This is a genomic window from Microbacterium alkaliflavum (assembly GCF_044325405.1).
Taxonomy (GTDB): domain Bacteria; phylum Actinomycetota; class Actinomycetes; order Actinomycetales; family Microbacteriaceae; genus Microbacterium; species Microbacterium alkaliflavum.
This window is the reverse complement of sequence record NZ_JBIQWL010000001.1, coordinates 867351-886498: the sequence shown is the minus strand read 5'-3', so window position 1 is coordinate 886498 and position 19148 is coordinate 867351. Positions and strand designations below refer to the sequence as shown.

Below are 19148 nucleotides of genomic sequence, written 5' to 3'. Positions count from 1 at the left end.
TTTCCCTTCAATCGATCGCGGCGTGCGCCCGAGCGATCGCGCTGCGAATAGAGTCCAGCATCTCGCTCGGGGACAACGACAGGTCGAGCGGCCATTCGCGGATCGTCACCGGTGAGTTCAACACTCGCCGGTCGACGGGCTGACCGCCTTGTGCGTACACCAGCACCGCCCTGTCGAGGCCCGTTGTCGTGCAGTAGGCGAGCATCTGGTAGAAATCGGCGTTGGGGTAGCGGCCGTCGGGTGATGCGGCCTTGTACTTCGCGTCGTAGACCATCACCGGGAGTGCCCCGTCGTACTCGAGCAGGTCGATCGCCATCGGAACGCGGCTCACGCCGTCGGTGCGCGGCTCGTCGAAGTGCCACCGTTTCTGGGCGACTGCCCGGCGACCGCGCTCTGTGATCGCCTCGCGGAGCGCGACGGTGACGAAGTCCTCGAAGACCTTCCACATCGACACGACGAACGCGGCGATCTCGACACCGTCGTCGCCCGCCTGTGCCGACGTATTCCGAAGGACGAGCTCAGCCAAACGGAGCGCCGGCACGTACCGCGCGTTGAGACGCGTGGGCCGCCACGAAGGAAGCGGCTCGCCGTGCCGGAGGACGGCGACTCCGTCGAGCCGATTGTCGAGGTGCGACAGCTGAGAGGCGACGCCTGACCGCAGCCGCGGCACGGCTCGCATGCGGCGCAGCGCCGTGCGCAGGATACGGTTCTCCACGATGTCGGTCATGTACTCGTCATAGGCGATCTCGGTGCGGGAGATCTGTCCTGGCTGCCGCCGGAGCTGGTCTGCGACGCGGATGCGGCCGCGCACGACGATCGACGACTCCTCGACCGTGCGATAGCCCTGCAGCACTCCCGCGCGCAGCGCCCGATCGCACACTCGTGCGAGCGACTCGGCCAGCGCGGGCCACAGCTCGTCGTACCCTTCGGCGTTGACCTCCTCGGGCCGGAACCCGGGGTCGGCCGCGTACCCGAGCATGAAGATGAGGTGGGCGAGCTTCACCTTCTCCTTCGGCCACACCTCGACCTGCAGGTCACCGATCCGCACAGCGCCGACCCGCCCGCTCGGTTGCAGCACGGCGGTCCCCGCACCCGCCCGCACGACATTCACGAGGCGACTGCCGTGAAGAGCGCGTGCCTTAGCCTCCGAGAGCTCGGCCGCGAACGGCTCGAACGACTCGGCAAGCGCCAGCCGTCGCACCTCACTCATGCGTCAGGCGACTCCTCACCCACGCCGAGTTCATCCACCTCGATGACGTTCTCCTGGTCGAGAACGACGTCGACCGGGCCGACCGGCGCGGCCGACAGTCTCGCGAGCAGCGGGTCGAGCCCGAACTGCGCGCGGACCTGCTCGGGGGTCTGCATGCCGTAGAAGTGGTCGTCGAGCAGCGGCAGGATGTCGTACTTCCAGATGCGCTCAAGCCCAGAGTCGTGTCGCGCGGATTCCTTCATGAGGTACGACGGGCCGATCTGCAGGTCCCGCTCATCGATCCGCTCGTTGAGCGCCTCGAGCAGACGAGCGCGCCGGTCGTCCGATTTCTGCGCCGACAGATAGTTGCGGAGCACATTCGACACCGGCTCGACCGCGGGATGCAGCTCGACGAACGGGAAGCGGCGGCGGATGGCGGCATCCACCATCGAGATCGACCGGTCGAGCGTGTTCATGGTGCCGATGATGAACAGGTTCTTCGGCAGCCGGAAGTCGCCGTCTCTGCTGTACTGCAGGCTGATCGACTGGTCGCGGTACTCGAGCAGGTAGTACAGCTCACCGAAAACCTTGGCGAGGTTCGCGCGGTTCATCTCGTCGATGACGAGCACGTACGGCGTGGACTCGTTTCCAGGGCTCGTCGCCTCGGCGACGAGGGTGCGGAGCGGGCCGGGCACGACCTGGTAGGTGACGTTTCCGTCTTCGACGGTCGGGCGCAGGCCCTCGAAGAAGTCCTCGTAGGCGTACGAGGGATGGAACTGCACCGTGCGCAAGTGGTTGCTGTCGGCCCCCACGATGTGCCGCCCTAGCGCTTCTGCCACGAACGTCTTGCCTGTCCCGGGCGGACCGTAGAGCACGATCTGACGGCGGTCGGCGAGGACGTCGAGCCACTCCTGCAGCGTCTCGGCCGGCATGTGCAGGCTTGCGGCGAGGTCGGCGGTCACGAGCGGGATGCTGGCGAGAACCGGCCCGCGTGCGGTCGGTGCCGCCTCTTCCACGTCGTCTTCGTCCGCGACGTCGGTCAGTCTGTCAGCGAGCGCCGCGAGCGGCTCGAGCGCGGTCGTCAGCTCGACGACGTCGCCCTGCTTATCGAGCATGCCGGGCACTGGCTCGGGCAGCTTCGCCTTGTCGATCGGCTCCTGGAGCCAGTCGACCGGGCGTCGCAGGCGCGATCCGTCGAGCTCGGCCCACAGCGGATCGCCGGCGACGGAGCCGATCCACGCCTTGTCGCCCGAGACAGTGAGGATGATGTCGTCAGGCGCCATGCGGAGGATGAACGCCTGGTCGGCCTGCGTGAGCTGCAGCCGCTGCGCGTAGTCGAGATGCGTGTAGCCCGACTCGACGGCCTCGCGGATCGAGGTCTCGGTGGCGTGCTCGAGATCGACGCGGAGATTCGTCGCCGGGAGCGACACGAACGACTCGTCACGCCACCGCTCGGCGAGCGGAGCACCGCCCTGGCCCGACCGAACGAGCCACGCCCGCCTGCCTTCCGCTGCCTTGCGCGGCGGAAGAACGCCACCCCACGCGTCGACGTACGGGCTCGCGTACCAATCGACCCGGGGCTGGTCGGGCTCCTGCACGTCTTGCCGGATGCGCCACAGGTCGTAGTCGACGTCGGCATCCGCGTCGCCTTCGCCGAGGCTCAGGTGATGGGCGAAGGCATCGCGAATACGTCGGCGATGGTCCTGCTTCACGACGTTGTCGAAGTAGCCGGGCCACACGAGCTCCTGAAAGGAGAGGCGGAGCGCGGTCTCGTCGTTCCCGGGGGTCGCGAGGGCAACATCGCGGAAGGCCCACGGGTTGCGCAGCGCCTGCTCTCGGGTCGCGGCATCCAGCGTCGTCCAATGCTCCACGAAACGGCACAGCCACGGAACGTGCTGCCAGATGCGGATGTTGAACCCCGCCCCGCCGTGGAAAGTACCCTCGGCCTCGAGACCCGCGAGCAGGCCGACATCGAGGCGGGCGCCGCTCGCCGTCCACGCGAGCACCGTCCCAACGCGCTCGATCTTGGTCTTCGCGCCCACGTTCACAAGCGGCAGTACCTGCAGGTAGAGCAGTTCGGCGGCGAGGACGATGACACCGTCGGATGCCCCCTCGAGTTCGCCCCGAAGTTTTTCGAGGAAGCTCGCGGGACTCACGTTGTTCTGCGAGACCCGGTGGCGCAGGTCAACCGCGTTGGACGCGGTCCACGTCGGCTGCGACGGCAGCAGCGGAGACGGCTCACCCCGCAGACCCGGCCCGATGATCCTCCAGGCCGCCGCATCGATCGTGGGGTTCGCGCCGACTCCGCGCTCGTACGTCGTGTCGCGATCAGGCATCGATGGTCCTTTCCGGATGCCGCGGCCCGAAGCCCGGCGGGGGATTGAGCGTCGACACGAACTCGGTGCCGTTGTCCATGCACTCCTGCATGCGGTCGTAGTTCTCGAGGATCAGCCGCTTCGTGCGGTACTCGCCGTACTGGGCCTCGTCCTTGCGCTTGACGATCGGGAACGTGTCCATGATGTAGTCGACGTCTCCGCGCTCCACGCCGTAGACGTGAAAGAGGGCCGCGTCGATCTCCGCGAGTACAACCGCACGGCGCGATTCGCTCCAGACAAACGGATTCGGGGTATCTCCGCGAGTGGCCGGCAGGTCCCAGGAAGTGGCGACGAGCTCCTCGGCGCGCGACTCCAACCAATCGCGTAGCGCGTCCTGTGCATCCCAAGGTGTTGAGCGGTCGAAGACACGCGGGGGCGGGACTGGAAGCTGTCGCAGGTACATATAGCTGAAGTTCACGCCGGCGACCTTCTGCCGCGCGACGTAATCAAACACGAAGGAGTTAAGGATGGCGCACAACAGGAGCGTGTTCGAGGCGAATATCAGAGGAAGACTATGCCCAGCACCCACTCGCGGCAGCTGAGCAGCGATCATCGTGCGCTGGTTGGTGGGGCTAGTGACGTTCGAGAATCCTAGGAGGCGCGACGGGAGGCTGCCGGGAACTGAATGCTCGGCTACCCAGTAGCCGGGCACGGGATTGAGCCACGGATCTTGGTGGTCAGCTTCGGATAAGTAGCTCGGCTGATTTTGGCGCTTAGCGGCCGTTTGGCTCTTCACCACCCCTGCATCCCGGTGGTCGAACTTTGCGATCATCTTGGCTTCGTAGAGCGGAAGCATACGATCGACCGCGGCGCTCATGCCTTCTCACCCGTTGAGAGTGCTTTTGTTCGATAAGGGACTCCCGTTGAGACGGCTTCCCGAAGGTTTGCAAGTGTGCCAAGAACTTGCTCCTTCGTCAGAAAGGAGCCGTGTGCCGCCTCCTCTTGGCGGCGAACAATCGGAAAGGCATCGAGGATGTGTTCCGCATCTCCGTCCGAAACGCCAAACAGGAAGAGGAAAGCCGCGTCCAAGTCGTTCCTCGCCCGCTCCCTAGCGTCGTCGTGCCATCCTGTGATCGGTATGGATGCACACGAGGCGACGTCGCTGCCTGATGAGATGAGTCTCATGACTCGGTGCTCTATCCACTCCCCCAGGTGCAATCGGTGGTCCCAGGGTGCGGGCCGCGAAAGCAACTCGATCGGGAGTACCGGCAGCTGCTTAACGATGAAGTACGTCATGCTGGTTCCGCCGACCTTCTGGCGAGCGATGTAATCAAGCACGTAGCTACTCAAGATCGCCAAGGTAACAAGAGGCCGACTGGATCTAATGAGCGGCGCCTTATGTCCGACGGCGGTTCGCGGGATCGCGGACGGGATCATCGTCCGAACATCAGTCGCTCGTGCGATATCGCGGAAGCATAGGAGCCAGGGCTGGTTCCATTCACCCGTCAGCCGCTGATTTACCTGCTCGTCCGCAACCCAGTACCGAGGCAGCACAACGAAGTCGACGTCTTGCTTCTCCTGCGCAGTCACGTCGCGGGTGTCCAGGCCGTCGTAGGTCGCCCAGCGGTGGTCGTACTGGTGGAACATCTTCGCCTCGTAGAGCGGGAGCATTCGATCAGCTCCCGCCTGGGCTTTTGGGCGTTCGAAGATGTTGCCCTTCAGGGTCCAGCCGTCGGCCTCGAGCTGTTCGCGGGTGTGGAAGAGGTGCGAGTCATTGGACATGTGGAACATCGTCATGAATGACACGCCCCAGGGGTTGCCGTTGACGGGGTCGTTCTCGTTGATGAGAACGGGCACGCGTCGGTAAATACCGAGGGTGATCTCGGCGTCGCGGCGTGTGCGGAAGATCGGCACTGTGCCCGTGTTGGGGTTGAGGAGCGTGATCTCTTCAGGCGTCAGAGTGAAACGGGATGCCTCGATCTGCAGCGGATCGTTCAGGAAGAACGCGAACTGCGCCGCCGGAGTCGCGACCGCCCGTCCGCTTGTGCTGAGGATGCAGAACTTGGTGCGTGAGTCGACGTCGGCGAACAGCTTCTTCGTGTTGTCGAAGTCGTAGAGCGCGACGAGCGACTTGTTCTCGACGAGGTCCTTGAAGAAATACTGGGTCGTGGCATCGGTCGCGATGCCGGTCGGCACGATCACCCCAGATCGACCTTCTGGCGCCGTCATGCTGCGGAACAACTCCGCGAACACCGCGTACGTGTTCACATCGCCACGGCCGTTGAGCGGGTAGCGCCCGGACAGCCGGAGGAATGCACTCACGCCTTCGGCCCGACGCCGCTCGGCGAGGAACTCCTCGTACAAGAGCACATCGGCCTCGCCGCCCTGCTGGAGCTTGTCGATCAGCCGCTTGCGCGCCGCCGCGTTCGGCGCCTTCGCAATGTCTTCGTCGCGCGCCGCGAAGAACTCCTGCTCTTGCAGCTTCACGCGCTCCCACGGCGGGTTGCCCAGCATGCAGGTGAAGCCGCCAGCCCAGCCCTCTGGGCCGCGGCCCTCGCCGGTCGTCGCGCCGAACACCTCGGGGAACTCCAGATGCCAGTGGAAGAACCGGTACTCGTCTGCGAGGCGGGCGACGGCATCGACCGTCTCGGGGTATTGCACTTCAGCGTCATCGTCGAGCATGGCGCGCATCACACCCGAGGTGGGCTCCAAGGGGCCACCCTTCTGCAGCGGCCACACGAACGCTGCTCCCCAGGCATCCGCTTGCCGCTTGAGCGCCAGGCGGGCGCGCGAGGCAAGGTAGGACTCCCACGAGTCTCCCCGGGAGCGGATGTCGTCCACATCGTCGCTCGGCGCCAGAAGAAGCTCGCGCTCGCGTTGACTCTCGGCCGCGAGCGAATTCGGGTCAGCCCAGGAAAGCAGGCCTTGCCCCGTCGCCTCGTTCTTGTTGCGTTTACGTACGTCGGCAGCGTGCTTCTTGTCGTCGCCCTCGAGCTCCTTGAACGCGGCCTCGGGCACGCCCTCGGCGATGAGCGTCGGCGTGGCGCCGAACAGGCTATTGCCGACGCGGATGCGCGCGTCGAGGAAGCCGAGCGGCTTGCCCGGCTCGAGCGCTTCAAGCCACAGCGACACCTTCGCGAGCTCGGCGGCGAGGTCGTTCATGTCGACGCCGTAGACGCAGCGAGCGACCACGTCGTGCAGGGCGTGCTGCACCGCCTCGGGAGTAGGCTCGTCTTCGTCGGATCGCACCTGCGCGAGCCGGCGCGCGATGCGGCGAGCGGCCGCGACGAGGAAGCCGCCCGACCCGCTCGCGGGGTCGCACACTGTGACCGCAAGCAGATTGGCCTCGCGCTCCTGCGGGGTGCTGCCCAACGCGACGGCCTCGTCGAGCACTGGGTCGAGCGACGCGTCGAGTAGCGCCGATACGAGCGACGGCGGCGTGTAGTACGAGCCCGTCGTCTTGCGCTCGTTGCCAGAGAGGTGCTCGAGCGAGAACCGCTTGGTCGCGAGGTCGACGCGCGGCACCAGCTCGAGGAGCGACTCGTACACACCGCCGAGTTCCTCCGCCCCGAGGTGCCGGTAGTCGATGGGCTGCGCGCGCTGACCGGGCACAAGGATCCACGCAAGGCGCCGGATCGCGCTCAGCACGTTCTTGTTCGTGATCTCGGCGCCGAGCAGCAGGTCGCGGGCGGGCGCTCCTTCGACCTCGGGCGCGCGACGGTCGGGATCGAACAGGCCTCCCAGAGCGGGAATGCCGAGCTGCGGCATCCCTCGACCGCCGAGCGCTGCGAGCACCATGCGCTGGCTGCGCCACATGTCGGGGTGCGCGCCGCCCGAGCGCAGGCGGGACAGCCGGCGAAGGCGGGCCGTCGAGAAGTACTCGCCGTACCGCTCGCGCGCCTCGCGCGGCGCGGCGGGATCGAGCAGCGCGCCCCGATCCTCGGCCACGAACAGGAAGAGCAGCCGATAGATGAGCCGCAGGAGAGCCTTGTGGTACTCGCGGTCGGTGAGCGACCCGTTCTGAAGGGCATCGCGCAACCAGCCGTTGGCGGGATGGCCGAGGAATCCCGAGCCGAACGTCGTGATTGCCGACTCGACGCCCTCGCGCAGGCGATTGAGCGCGCGGGTGCCGGCTTCGGCAGCCTCTGCCCGCCACTCTTCGAGCCAGCAGTCGCCCGCGCCGGCATCCTGACCGCTGCGCTTCTCGACGCGCGACACGTGGCACAGCAGCCACATCAGCTGGAACTCGGAGTAAAGCTCGCCGTCGAAGATCGCCTCGAGGTCGAACTCGACGTACGCCGACCCCGCGAACGCGGTGGAGTCGCGCAGCAGCCGCAGCCGCAGGCCATTACTCAGGATGCCCCACAGGTCGGCGTCGGTGCGGTTGAGGTACTCCTGCAGCATCGCCTGCGGCGCGCGGGCCGCGCCGGGCACGCCGGGATTGCGCTTATCGAGGTCAACGCCCGGCCCGAGCAGGTGGATCGGCACGTGGTGCCAGCGATGAGAGATGGGGTATTCGACGCCGTCGATCACCTCATGGCGGGTGGCGGGAAGCCGCCCGTAGCCGAGCTCGTCGAGCAGCACGAGCAACCACTTCTCGCGGGCCGTGCCCGTGCCCGGCGTGCCGGGGTCCTTCGCGACCGCGTCGCGCCAAGCCGTCCACGCGCCGCGCAGGTACGACCAGGCGCGCGCAGCGGCATCCTTCGGCTTCTCGTTGCCGACGAGGTGGTACGAGGCACCCGAGATGCTCTGGGCGTTCGACAGCTCGTTGGCGTGGATGCGCCCGAGCAGCGCCGCCGGCAGCACCCCGCCAATGAGATGAATGCCTTGCAGGTCGCCGTTCATGCCGCGCCTCCCGCCGGGCGGTATACGTACACGCCGAGCACGTCGGGCGGTAGCTGCGCGCGCACCGCGAGCCCCCGCACAGAGAGCGCACCCGCACGCTCGCCGCGCGCCGCGACGCGCACCGACACGTGGTCGGCCTCGAGCTGCGCGGCGAGCTGCTCGGCGCGCTCGGAGAGCTGCTCCCGAATCACGGGGAGCGCGCGGATGACTGCCGCGAGCGTGTTCTCGGCGACGTCGGCGGGCGTGTTCGCACTGGGCTCCGCCGCCAACAGGTGCTCCACCTCGGCATCCGTCAGCCACTCGGGAGCCGAGGGCTTGCCGCGGAACGCCACGACGCGCGCCTCCTCGGCGAGCGTCGTGCGGGGGCCATCTTTCGACGGCAGCACAAGATGCGTGCGGAACCGCATGAGAAGCGCGACCGTGAGGTTGGAGACGGCGTTCGTCGTGAGGATGCCCGCGCGCTTGGCCGGACGATCCCTCGCGTCGAGCGTCGAGTCGAGTGCGCTGTTGAGCACATAGTTCGCGAGGGCCGCGACCGTCGGATCGGTGCGCTGCAGCACCGCCGACCCGCGCGGTGCTGGCAGGTCTCGATGGAAGGCGGTGACCCGGCGTCCGTCGGCCGACGTCAGCGCCTCGGAGACCTGCACCGGCACCTGCGAGAGGTCGGCGTCGAAGCCAAACTCCGCCGGCGAGACGAGCGCGCGCAGCTCGCTGAGTGCGTCGCGCACGAAGCGCTCGACATCGCCCGGAGCGCCGAGGCTGCGGCGCGCGGCATCCATCGCCTCTTTGACCTCGTCGGGCCGGATCGTGCGTTGCGCGAACATCGTCTGGCTCTGCTTCTCCTTCTCGGCGCTCGACTCCCATTCGGCGTCGAAGTCCTTGACCGCCCCGTCGTCGAGTTCGAAATCGAACGCGAGCTGCTCATAGCCGCTGCCGCGCATGACGGAGCCCTCGAGCAGGGCGCTGAGAACCTCGTCGCTCCGAGCGGGCACGGGCACGCTGATGCCGAGATCGCGACGGATCTTCTCGTGCTTGCGGATCAGGACGTCGAGCACGATGCCGTCGATGCCGTTGTCGGCGCCGTAGATCGTCTGCGCCCGCACGATGTCGCGCGGCTGGCCGAAGCGATCGACGCGCCCTTCCCGCTGCTCGTGGCGCGTGGGGTTCCACGCGAGGTCGTAGTGCACGACGGCCTGGAAGTCCGCCTGCAGGTTCACGCCCTCGGACAGGCAGTCCGTCGCGACCAACACACGGCTCGCGCCCTCCGACCGGCTCGCGAGTGCGGCGATTCGGGCGGCGCGCTCTTCGGAGGGGAGTTCACCCGTCACGACCTCGACCGCGACCCCGCGCAGAGCCCCGACCAGGTGCTCGTGCACGTACTTCGCCGTCTGGATGAACCGGCAGAACACGATCGGGCTGAATCCGTCTTTGAGCAGGGCCTTGACCTGCTTGATCAGGAGCGCGAGCTTCGCGTCGTCGGCGGGGCTCGCGACGAGCGCGTCCGCGCGATCGGCGTATGCGCGCAGCAGGGATGCCTCGGATGCCTCGTGCTCGGCGCCCGGCACGAGGTCGGCGGCATCCGCGCCCTCGTCTTCGAACTGGTCGAGCACCTCGGCGGCGCCGACCAGGTCGGCCTCGGCATCCGTCTCCGCCTCTTTTGTTGCGGCGCGTGTGCGCAGCGTCATCGCGGCGGCCGCGGGCGACGAGGCCATCGCGCGCAGGAGCGCGAGCGCCGACCACCACCGCACGCGCTGCTGGAGCTTCGTGCCGGACCTGTCCTGCACCTGTCCGCGGATGTACTGCAGGACGTCGTCGAAGAACTCCCGGTGTGCGGCCGACAGCTGGTACGCGACCTCGCTTGTCTGGCGGTCTTTCGGGAACTGCGTTTCGGCACCGAGATAGTCGCGGATGTCGCCGCGGCGGCGCTGCACCATGTGCTGCGCGAGCAGGCGCCGACCGCCCTCGCTCGAGAGGTCGACTGTCTTGAGGTCGTCGTCGAGCAGGCCGATCAGGTTGCGGAAGGCGCCGTCGTTTCCGCTGTGCGGAGTGGCGGTCGTGAGCACGAGGTGACGCGACCTGTCGTCCGCGAGAGACCGGATGAGGTGGTACCGCTGCGTGCGCCCAGCCGACCCCTTGCCGCTGTCGTCGGCCGCGACGGTGTGCGCTTCGTCGACGATGATCAGCTCTGGCGCGGTGCGCTGGAACTCGTAGCGATGACGCTCGGACTTGATGAAGTCGAGGGAAACGACAGTGACGGGGTAGCGGGTGAAGAGCTCCTCACCGACCGCGAGGGAGCGCTCGAGGCGCGTGATCGTCGAGGGAAGCACGAGCTGGGCGTCGAGTCCGAACTTCTCCGACAGCTCGGCGCGCCACTGCTCGGCGAGGCTCGGCGGGCAGAGCACCGCGAGGCGCTGCACAGTGCCCTGCGCCAGGAGCTCGCTCGCGACGAGGCCCGCCTCGACGGTCTTTCCGATGCCGACGTCGTCGGCGATCAGGAGCCGCACGGTATCTTGGCGGAGCCCGAGCAGAAGCGGCACGAGCTGGTAGGGGCGAGGATCGACGTTGAGGCTCGCGAGCGACCGGAAGGGACCGCCCGACGAGCGGAACCCGATGCGCAGCGCTTCGCGCAGCATCCGCCCGCTTCGGTCATCGCCACGGTCCGTCGCCGACGGCGGCGCGAAGCTCGCGGCGGTGACCTCTTCGACCGCCGGGATGAGGCCCGTGATCTCGGCGTCGGAGCCGCCGAGGGGCTTGGCCAGGAGGAAGTCCTCGACCGACTCAGGGAGCACGACCCAGTCGCGCCCGCGCGCCGTCACGAGGGAGCCGATGGCGAAATCAGTCGCGGTCACTGCGATGCCTCTCCGAACACACTCGTGTTCTCGTCGATCACGTCGTCGAAGTCTCGGTCGACGCCCACAGTCACCACCTGATAGCCGGCGAAGACAAGGTCGTTCGCATCGACCTGAGCCACCTCGTCGTGCACGACGACCACCGCCTTGGGGCTGTCGTACACGAAGTCGACGATAAGGCCGTCCACCTCATCCCCGCCGTGCGTCGGCAGCCTGAGGCCGCGGCGCTCAAGGTGGTGGAGGAAGGCGGCCGCGCGAGCGGACTCCGGAGCAGGCACTCGGAAGCGTTCGGCCTTCGGCGCCTCGTCGGCCTCCGGCGCCGGGGGCGGTGTCACCTGCACGACATCGTCGGGATTCACCTTCGCGCGGGACAGGTCGAGGAGCAGGGGCACGACGGTGCGCCGATCGATGCGCTCGTGATCCAGTTGATTCGAGTACGACAGCAGACATCGGTAACAGCCCGCACCGCAGGCGCCCTCGACGTCGCCTCCCGTCTCAGGGTCGACGTGGATGATGCGCAGCGCCTCACGAGCGGCATCCGCCAGTGCCGTCGCGTCGGACTGCAGACGGCGCAGCACCCCCGCCCCTCCCTCGGCCGCCTCCGTGAGCAGCAGGCGACCGCGGCCCTCGGCGTCCGGAAGCTGCTCGCTCATGAGCTCGGAGTCTTCGAGCTGGAACCGCGCCTCGATCCCGCGCTCGAGCGCGCAGCGAGCCGTAACGGCCTGCGCGTCGTCGACAGTGGTGACCCAGCGGAGCACCGCGATATTGCGGCGGTCTTCGACGTACGGCGTGACGAACGCCTTCGTGTGCACGTCCGCAGGGAGCGGTGCGTCGTCGTCGGTCTCCTCCGCGTCGCTGTCGCCCGTCCCCTCCTTCTCGCTTAGCCAGCGGCCCTTGACCGTGTCGAGCCAGAACCCGTGGAGATCGGCCTTCTTCCGCGTCCGTCGGCCGAGGTTCGTGACACGCACATCGGCGGAGTCGCCGTAGACCACGTCGAGCACGTTTGCGCCGGCATCCGTCACGGCCTTCGCCGTGGCCTTGCCCGGGTGACCCGCGCGCGGAACGAACCGGTACGTCGTGCGCAGCTCGTACCCGACGCGGTTGCGCTCTTCTTCGTCAGCGCTGATGCGCTCGCGGCGTCGCGTCAGCACCGTCTGCAGCTGCAGCAGGTTCTTCCACTCGCTCGGCAGGGGGGTCTGACAGCTGACGCACACGTCGACGTTCTGAGTGTCGAGGTGGTGCGTGCCGCACGACTCGCAGATCTTCGCGGTCGTGAGCGTGACGTCGCCGCCCGCCTCGCCGCCTTCTCGCGGCAGGCTGATGCGGACCACCTGGTACCGAGCTCCCTCGTGATAGATCAGTGACTGCGGCCCGAACTCCGAGATCGCGAGGAAGCGCGGACGCTGCAGCCAGCTGCTCGGACGGTTACCCCAACCAGGGATGAAGGCCGCCAGCGGGAGGCGGGGGAAGGAATACCCCGGAAGGAACCCTTCGGATGCGAGATACCGGTACGTGTAGAAGTCGGACTGGCTGAACCCCGAGTCGCCCGCGTCGTTGAGAAGCAGGTCGATCCGCTGCCGCGCCTCGCGCTGGCGACGCTCGGCATCATCGCGGTCGCGCTTGGTCGCCGAGATGTTCTTGGTCTGCTCGAACGCGGCCTGCTGCTCCGCGCGAGCCGAGGCGTACAGGTCGCGCCAGCGGTCGCACGCGCGGTCGAAAGAGGCCGCGGCGCCGCCGATCACGGTGTCGATCCAGGCATTCGACCACCAGCTCGCGGCCTGCAGCACATCACGCAGCGGTGCGAGCACGTTGGCGGCGGAACGAGCCGCACGGGATGCCGCGCCCCCGTCTTCGAGCTTGGAGCGCAGCGACGGTGCGATCGGATACCGGTGGTCGGGGTCGTCGAGCACGAGCACATCCTTCATCGAGCTGCCGAGCCCCCTCGAGCTCACCGCCAGCACCTCGGCGAGGAAGATCGCCTGCACGTGTGACCGGACGAGGTCTTCGTTCGCCAGATCGAGGCGAGGCGGCACGACCTGCCCGGCCACCATGAGCTCGGACCGGTCGAAGTAGTACGTGTCGTGCGCATTGCCGGTCGCGCAATACGTCATGACGATCGCGGGCTGCCCCGAGCGACCCGCGCGCCCGCTGCGCTGCGCGTAGTTGGCGGGCGTCGGCGGAACGTTGCGCATGCCCACCGCGTTCAGCTCGGCGATGTCGACGCCGAGCTCCATCGTGGGCGAGCAGAAGAGGAGCGGCAGCTCGGCATCCGTGAAAGCCTTCTCGCGCTCCATGCGGATATCCGCCGGCACCTGAGCGGTGTGCTCCGCCGCGCGAAGCCCCGCGAGATCGCGGCTGTGGTCGCGATACAGGTCGCGGAAGTACTCGACCACTCGCGGCTTCTGCTCGTTCTGGAAGCGCCGGCGCACCGGGTCGGGAGCACCGTGCTCGCCCTTGCCGGGCTTGAGCACGATCGCAGAGGATCGCAGCCGATAGCCCGAGCTCTTCTCGTCGACGACCTTCGTGATGATCCCGGCACGCTCGAGAACCGCGATGAGCGAGGCGATGACCTCGTCGCCCTCGGGGACGCTCAGGTTATGAGGCGTGTTGAACCGATCCTTGTCGCGCAGCCACCGACCGTACGCCCCGCGACCGGTCAGCGTGAGCACATTGCGGGCGCCCCCCTTGACGCCGGCCGCCGGGATCGCGAGCCCGACGCTCGCGGGCGGCTCGAGATCGCCGATCGCCCAGAGACCCGTCAAATATTCGCGGCTCTGGCGCTGGAGTCGTTCGAACGTCTCGATCGCGAGGGCTTCGGAGTCGATCGCGAGCACGCGCCGGAACTCATCGAGGAGCACCGTGGTGACCTCCTCGCGCTGTTTAGGCTCGGCGCCGGCCAGGCGGAAGTCGGCGCCTTCCCAAAGGTCCTGGCGCTCGGCCAGGTCTCGAGACATCGGGTAGTCGACGATCACGAGACCGGTCTGCTCGAGGTTGGGGAGCGTAACGCGCCAGCCGCGTTGAAGGTCGGTGACCGCCCGATACTCGAGCACCTTCTTCAGGGCGGATCGTCCTGCTCGGGTCGCAAGCCCTTCGGGGTCGGCAAGATAGTCGGCCGGGGCGAGCGCGAGGGCGTCGGCCAGCCGGTCGCCGACGTCGATCAGCTCGAGGCCCGCGTCGCCCGCGTCTGCGACGGCGTTGTGCAGCGCTCCGCGAAGCTGCGCGACCTGGACGAAGTCGTTGAGGTGCCCGGCCTGGAGCGAAGCATCCTGCCGATTGTCGACGAAAGTGAGGAGTTTGCGTGCCCGGGGCGGCAGCTCGTCGTCGGGAATCGACTTCAGCGACGTGAGGAGCGACGTCGCGAGCACCGTCATCGCGCTGCTACGCCCCTCGCGATCGAGGGTCGCGAGCTTGGTGTACTCGGAGGTGCGGGCGGCTTCGTACGAGACGCCGCAGGCGAGGCAGAAGCGGAACGTTCCGGGGATCCACGCGGCGAGCGTGTTCTGCGCCTGTTCATCGGCGCCGAGGGGCGTGAGCAGGCCGTCCGGCGTGACGTCGGCGCGCTCAGGAATGTCGGCCGCCCGAAGCTTCGTGACCCCCGTGCCCGAGGCGGTCGTCGAGAGCCACGACCCGGGAAGACGCCCCTCCTCCACGGGATCGACGGGCCAGGGCTGGTCGTCCGAAATGAACAAGTACCCGTCGGAGCGATCCGTCGTGCGGATCTGGTGTCGCGCGTGCGCGACGCCGGCGCCCTTGGGATCGCTCCGGCGCGCAACGAGATACTCCTGTCCGCATTCCCGGCAGAACGCGAGCGGATAAAGCCGGCGCTCGGGGGGACCGGGCATCGTGACCTGGAAGTTCGTCTCGATCGCGCGATCCGCCGGCGATTCCGGGGTTGCGTAGACGTTCCCGCCCTTCGAGAGGAACTGATGAAGCCGGAACGCGAAGAAGGAGCGGCCGATGGAGTTCTTCGCATTGGCACCCGCGAGGAGGGTGGCACGGATCGCATTCGCTGCGATGTCATGGGGGGTGTTTGTCAGGGTGGCGAGATCGGTCGCCGCCGCGGCGACGGTCGTCGGCTTCTGCCGGACGAGCAAACCGCTGTCGGCTTCGGTGTCGAGTCCGAACTCCTGCTCGATCCACCCCGCGAGCGGGTCGGTCGCCAGTTCATCCGCGGTGAGCTGGACCTTGGGCGACTCGGTCTGCCCCCGCTGTTCGATCAGAGGACGAAGCTGATCAGCGCCGACCTCGTCTCCCCTGCCGGCGCGTACGAGAGTCTCGGTGATCACGGCGTCGGCCTCGACAGCGGTGCCGAAGATCTGCGTCGCGACGCGTGCGACCTCGGCCCGCTGCTCGGCGAGCGTGCCGCCGCTCGACATCGTCGCCGACGTGCCGACGCACTGCAGTGTCTCGGCCGCGTCACACGCCTCGCGCACTCGTCGCACCAGCATCCCGACATCCGCGCCCTGGCGGCCCCGGTATGTGTGGAGCTCGTCGAGAACCAGGAACTGCAGCCCCTTGGCGGCAGCGATGAGCGACCGGCGTTCGTCGGGCCGCGTCATGACCAGATCGAGCATGACGTAGTTGGTCAGCAGAATGTCCGGCGGAGACGCGAGGATCTCCTCTCGCTCATCGTGCGACTCCTGGCCGGTGTACCGGCGGAATGTCACAGGCGGCTTCCCGTCGAATCCGAAATGCAGGAATTTCTTCAGCTCTTCGAGCTGGCTATTGGCGAGAGCGTTCATCGGGTAGACGATGATCGCCTTCGTGCCCTTGCCCGTTCCCTCGCGAAGGACGCGGTCGACAATCGGCACGATATAGGCAAGAGACTTACCCGAGCCGGTTCCCGTTGTGAGGACATAGCTTTCGCGAGTGGCCGCCGTCTCGATTGCGTCGCGCTGGTGCTTGTGGAAAACGATCGGTGACCCCTCGCCGGCGTCGGTGAGCGACTTCTTCACGCGGAACACGCGCCCGGCATCGGGATGGAGCGTGCCGCTGCTGACGAGCTCGTCGACAGACCCACCCGGCGCGAAGGAGGGGTTGAGCGACAACCACGGGTCCGGCCATTGGCGGCCCTCGACGCTTTGCTTCTCGAGATAGTGGCGGATCCGGGGGTCGGCCGCCCCCACAAAGCCTTCAGTGAATCGACGGTAATCGTCGATCAGGTCTCGATGAACCTTGAACGCATCCAACGCTGGACTCTCCCCATCAATGCTCTACCCGGCCGAAAGCGCATCCCCGCTCGCGAGCCTATCCAAGAGCATCGACGTGTGACGTCACCGCCGGACCGTTCGACCATCCATGGCGGCCTATAGACCGGCGCGAGTGACCGGAAGCCGTCACCGTCATCCACCATGCGAAGTTGGTCGGAATCGAGGATCACGCCAGCTTGTATCGCTGGTGACCGTTGAGGCCTCGCACGAGGAAGCGACCCTCGAGCCGGTACGGTTCTCACTCCAACGGTTACCAAGGGGAGACTCGAGCGGCTGCGTGTAGGAGGCGTCGCGCCGAGCAACTAGCTTTGGAGCGTGCCACGCTACTCCGCTCTAACCGACCGCTCCGCTGTCGAACAGGCGCTGGCCGAGTTCGACCGGATCGGCCGAGACGCCTTCCTTCACAAGTATGGTTTCGGGGCGGCTCGTGAATACATGTTGGTGACAGACGGCGGCTTCTACGACTCGAAGGCCATCTTCGGCGTGGCGTACGGATACCAGCACGGCCGTTGCCTGGGCGCCGACGAGTTCAGCGGCGGTCGAGCCGGCGCCGCGGGCCGGCTTGCCGAGCTGGGTTACTCGATTACGGGGATCAATTAGCCGAAGCGTGGTGACGGGACGCGGGGGTTGAGGTTGTCGACTGATTGCCGCGGTGACATCGATATGCTGCTCGCGTGGCGGGACGAGATGAGTTCAGAGCTTTTGTCGTGGAGGCCCTGCGGTCACTTGGCGGCTCAGGCACGGTCCTCGACGTGACAAAGCGGGTGTGGCAGGTGCACGAGCATGACCTCCGCGCGTCAGGCGACCTCTTCTACACCTGGCAGTACGACGTCCGGTGGGCAGCCCAGTATCTGCGAAACAACGGGTACATGAAGGCGGTCGACGGTGATCGCAGGGCACCCTGGCAGCTGACCGAGCTGGGACGCACGGCAGATCTCACAGAAATCGCAGTCAGCCCCAAGCTCAAGGCGAAGCACTAACACCCCGCCTCTGAGGCATTCGGGATTTGCTCACATTGCGCCTTGGCTCCGACAACCAGCGACCCCAGCGATCGGGCGCGGCGCAGTGCTCGACGGCGAGCGGTTGATAAGCGGAGCGCGGAGCGCGGAGTCTGCAAATAGCGAGCGGCGAGAACGGAGCCGCGCACGATCGCTACACTCTCGCCGTCGGAGGGAGGCGTCCCTCTTCCCGCCACCGACACTTTGTGACGTGCGCAAGCATCGCCCGGCATATCGCTTCGGCGACGTTGACGCGGTCGTTGCGATGTCCGACACTGGCCCGATACCGACCGTCGAGCCGGGCACGAGCGGAGGGCGCCATGGGCACGATCGCCCCATACGAGACGGCGAAGGGTCGCCGCTACCGCGTGCGCTATCGCAAACCTGATCGCACTCCGGCGGAGAAGCGTGGCTTCGAGACGATGCGCGAAGCGAAGCTGTACCTCTCCATGGTCACGGTGTCGAAGTCGAAGGGCGAGTACATCGACCCGGCGTCGTCGCGGGTTCCTGTGAGGATGTTCGCCGACAGCTGGTTGCGATCGAAGCAGCCGCCGATGTCGAAGCCGTCCTACTACATGACGCTCGAGCAGGCGTGGAAGAACCACGTCGCTCCGGTGTGGGCGGACCGGGAGGTCTGGTCTATCCGACGCTCCGAGGTTCAGGATTGGGTGTCCGATCTCGCGACGCGCAAGTCGCGCACCGTGGTCCTTCGCTCGCTGGGGATTCTCGCCGGCATCCTCGATGTCGCCATCGACGATCGCCGTCTCGCGAGCAATCCGGCCCGCCATGTGCGCAACCTTCCTCGGCACGGGCCGGGCAAGCGTCGCGTCTACCTCTCGCATGACCAGGTGGCGACGCTGGCGGCGTGCTCGGCGCATCCGACGCTCGTGCTGACGCTTGCGTATACGGGGCTGCGCTGGGGCGAGGCGACGGGGCTGCGCGTGCGAAGCGTGAACCGGCTGCGTCGGCGCTTCGTCATCGAAGAGAACGCGGTGATGATCGCCTACGAGATCCACGTCGGCACACCCAAGACGCACGAGCGGCGCTCCGTCCCCTACCCCGAGCGCCTCGCTCCGATGATCGAGCAGGCGTGCGCCGGCAAGGGACCGGAGGGGCTGCTGTTCGGTGACGGGATCAACCACATGCGCAACTCGGGCGCGCAGGGGTGGTTCGCGAACGCGGTCCGGCGCGCGCAGGCGGTCGATCCGTCGATCCCGCGGCTGACCCCGCACGACCTCCGTCACACCGCAGCATCGCTCGCGATCAGCTCGGGTGCGAACGTGAAGGCCGTGCAGCGGATGCTCGGGCACGCGTCGGCCGCGATGACGCTCGACACGTACGCCGACCTCTTCGACGACGATCTGGATGCCGTGGCGGCGAGACTGAACGACGCGATGCCGCTCGTTGCCCTGCCGTCGGGTCCGCAGACCCGGTACGCCCGTCCTCAGTGACCCCAAGAGCAGATTGCTCAGTTTTCCGACGAGGCGCGCGACGCCAGAAATGGTCGATTTCGACGTCCTGAGACGTCGGATGAAGCTCCGTGAAGGGCTTCGTTTCTGCCCCGAATCTGTCCTCAGAGTTTTCAGAATGTGGGCAAAAAGTGGGCAAAAACGCGATTTCCGTGATCTGACCTCAGAAGGAATCCCTGGTCAGAAGCAAAAAAAGACTGTGCCCCTGGAGGGACTCGAACCCCCAACCGTTTCCTTAGGACGGAACTGCTCTTCCATTGAGCTACAGAGGCT

At 67.2% G+C, this 19148-nt stretch carries 9 protein-coding genes and 1 tRNA gene; 3 read left to right on the top strand and 7 right to left on the bottom strand.

What is annotated here, in order from left to right; all coding sequences use genetic code 11:
• Nucleotides 1-7 precede the first annotated feature (7 nt).
• From ACH3VR_RS03825 to ACH3VR_RS03800, 6 genes are read right to left on the bottom strand one after another with little or no spacing between them, the layout of a single operon-like run.
• Nucleotides 8-1210, bottom strand: coding sequence for an McrC family protein (locus ACH3VR_RS03825; protein ID WP_396639418.1), 1203 nt, complete (start codon nt 1208-1210; stop codon nt 8-10).
• Nucleotides 1207-3525, bottom strand: coding sequence for an McrB family protein (locus ACH3VR_RS03820; protein WP_396639417.1), 2319 nt, complete (start codon nt 3523-3525; stop codon nt 1207-1209). The genes ACH3VR_RS03825 and ACH3VR_RS03820 overlap by 4 nt, the downstream gene beginning before the upstream one ends.
• The gene (locus ACH3VR_RS03815) at nt 3518-4381 is read right to left on the bottom strand and encodes a hypothetical protein (RefSeq protein ID WP_396639416.1); all 864 of its coding nucleotides are present in this window, start codon (nt 4379-4381) and stop codon (nt 3518-3520) included. The genes ACH3VR_RS03820 and ACH3VR_RS03815 overlap by 8 nt, the downstream gene beginning before the upstream one ends.
• The gene (locus tag ACH3VR_RS03810; protein ID WP_396639415.1) at nt 4378-8349 is read right to left on the bottom strand and encodes an Eco57I restriction-modification methylase domain-containing protein; all 3972 of its coding nucleotides are present in this window, start codon (nt 8347-8349) and stop codon (nt 4378-4380) included. Before ACH3VR_RS03810 ends, ACH3VR_RS03815 begins: the two co-directional genes overlap by 4 nt.
• On the bottom strand, nt 8346-11198 hold the full coding sequence (locus ACH3VR_RS03805; RefSeq protein ID WP_396639414.1) for a helicase-related protein: 2853 nt from the start codon (nt 11196-11198) through the stop codon (nt 8346-8348). The genes ACH3VR_RS03810 and ACH3VR_RS03805 overlap by 4 nt, the downstream gene beginning before the upstream one ends.
• Complete coding sequence (locus ACH3VR_RS03800) at nt 11195-16387, bottom strand: DEAD/DEAH box helicase (protein ID WP_396639413.1); 5193 nt, start codon at nt 16385-16387, stop codon at nt 11195-11197. Before ACH3VR_RS03800 ends, ACH3VR_RS03805 begins: the two co-directional genes overlap by 4 nt.
• A 336-nt stretch (nt 16388-16723) precedes the next feature.
• On the opposite strand from ACH3VR_RS03800, the gene ACH3VR_RS03795 reads away from it, so the two are divergent.
• The 3 genes from ACH3VR_RS03795 (at nt 16724) to ACH3VR_RS03785 (ending at nt 18857) form a co-directional block, all read left to right on the top strand.
• Nucleotides 16724-17008: a hypothetical protein gene (locus ACH3VR_RS03795; RefSeq protein WP_396639412.1), complete on the top strand. Its 285-nt coding sequence runs from the start codon at nt 16724-16726 to the stop codon at nt 17006-17008.
• Between the two features lie 152 nt (nt 17009-17160).
• Complete coding sequence (locus ACH3VR_RS03790) at nt 17161-17388, top strand: hypothetical protein (protein WP_396639411.1); 228 nt, start codon at nt 17161-17163, stop codon at nt 17386-17388.
• Nucleotides 17389-17726: 338 nt separating this feature from the next.
• Nucleotides 17727-18857, top strand: a complete 1131-nt coding sequence (locus ACH3VR_RS03785; RefSeq protein WP_396639410.1) for a tyrosine-type recombinase/integrase — start codon at nt 17727-17729, stop codon at nt 18855-18857.
• Between the two features lie 218 nt (nt 18858-19075).
• Here the strand turns inward: ACH3VR_RS03785 and ACH3VR_RS03780 are convergent.
• A tRNA-Arg gene (locus ACH3VR_RS03780) sits at nt 19076-19147 on the bottom strand.
• Nucleotide 19148: the final 1 nt, after the last annotated feature.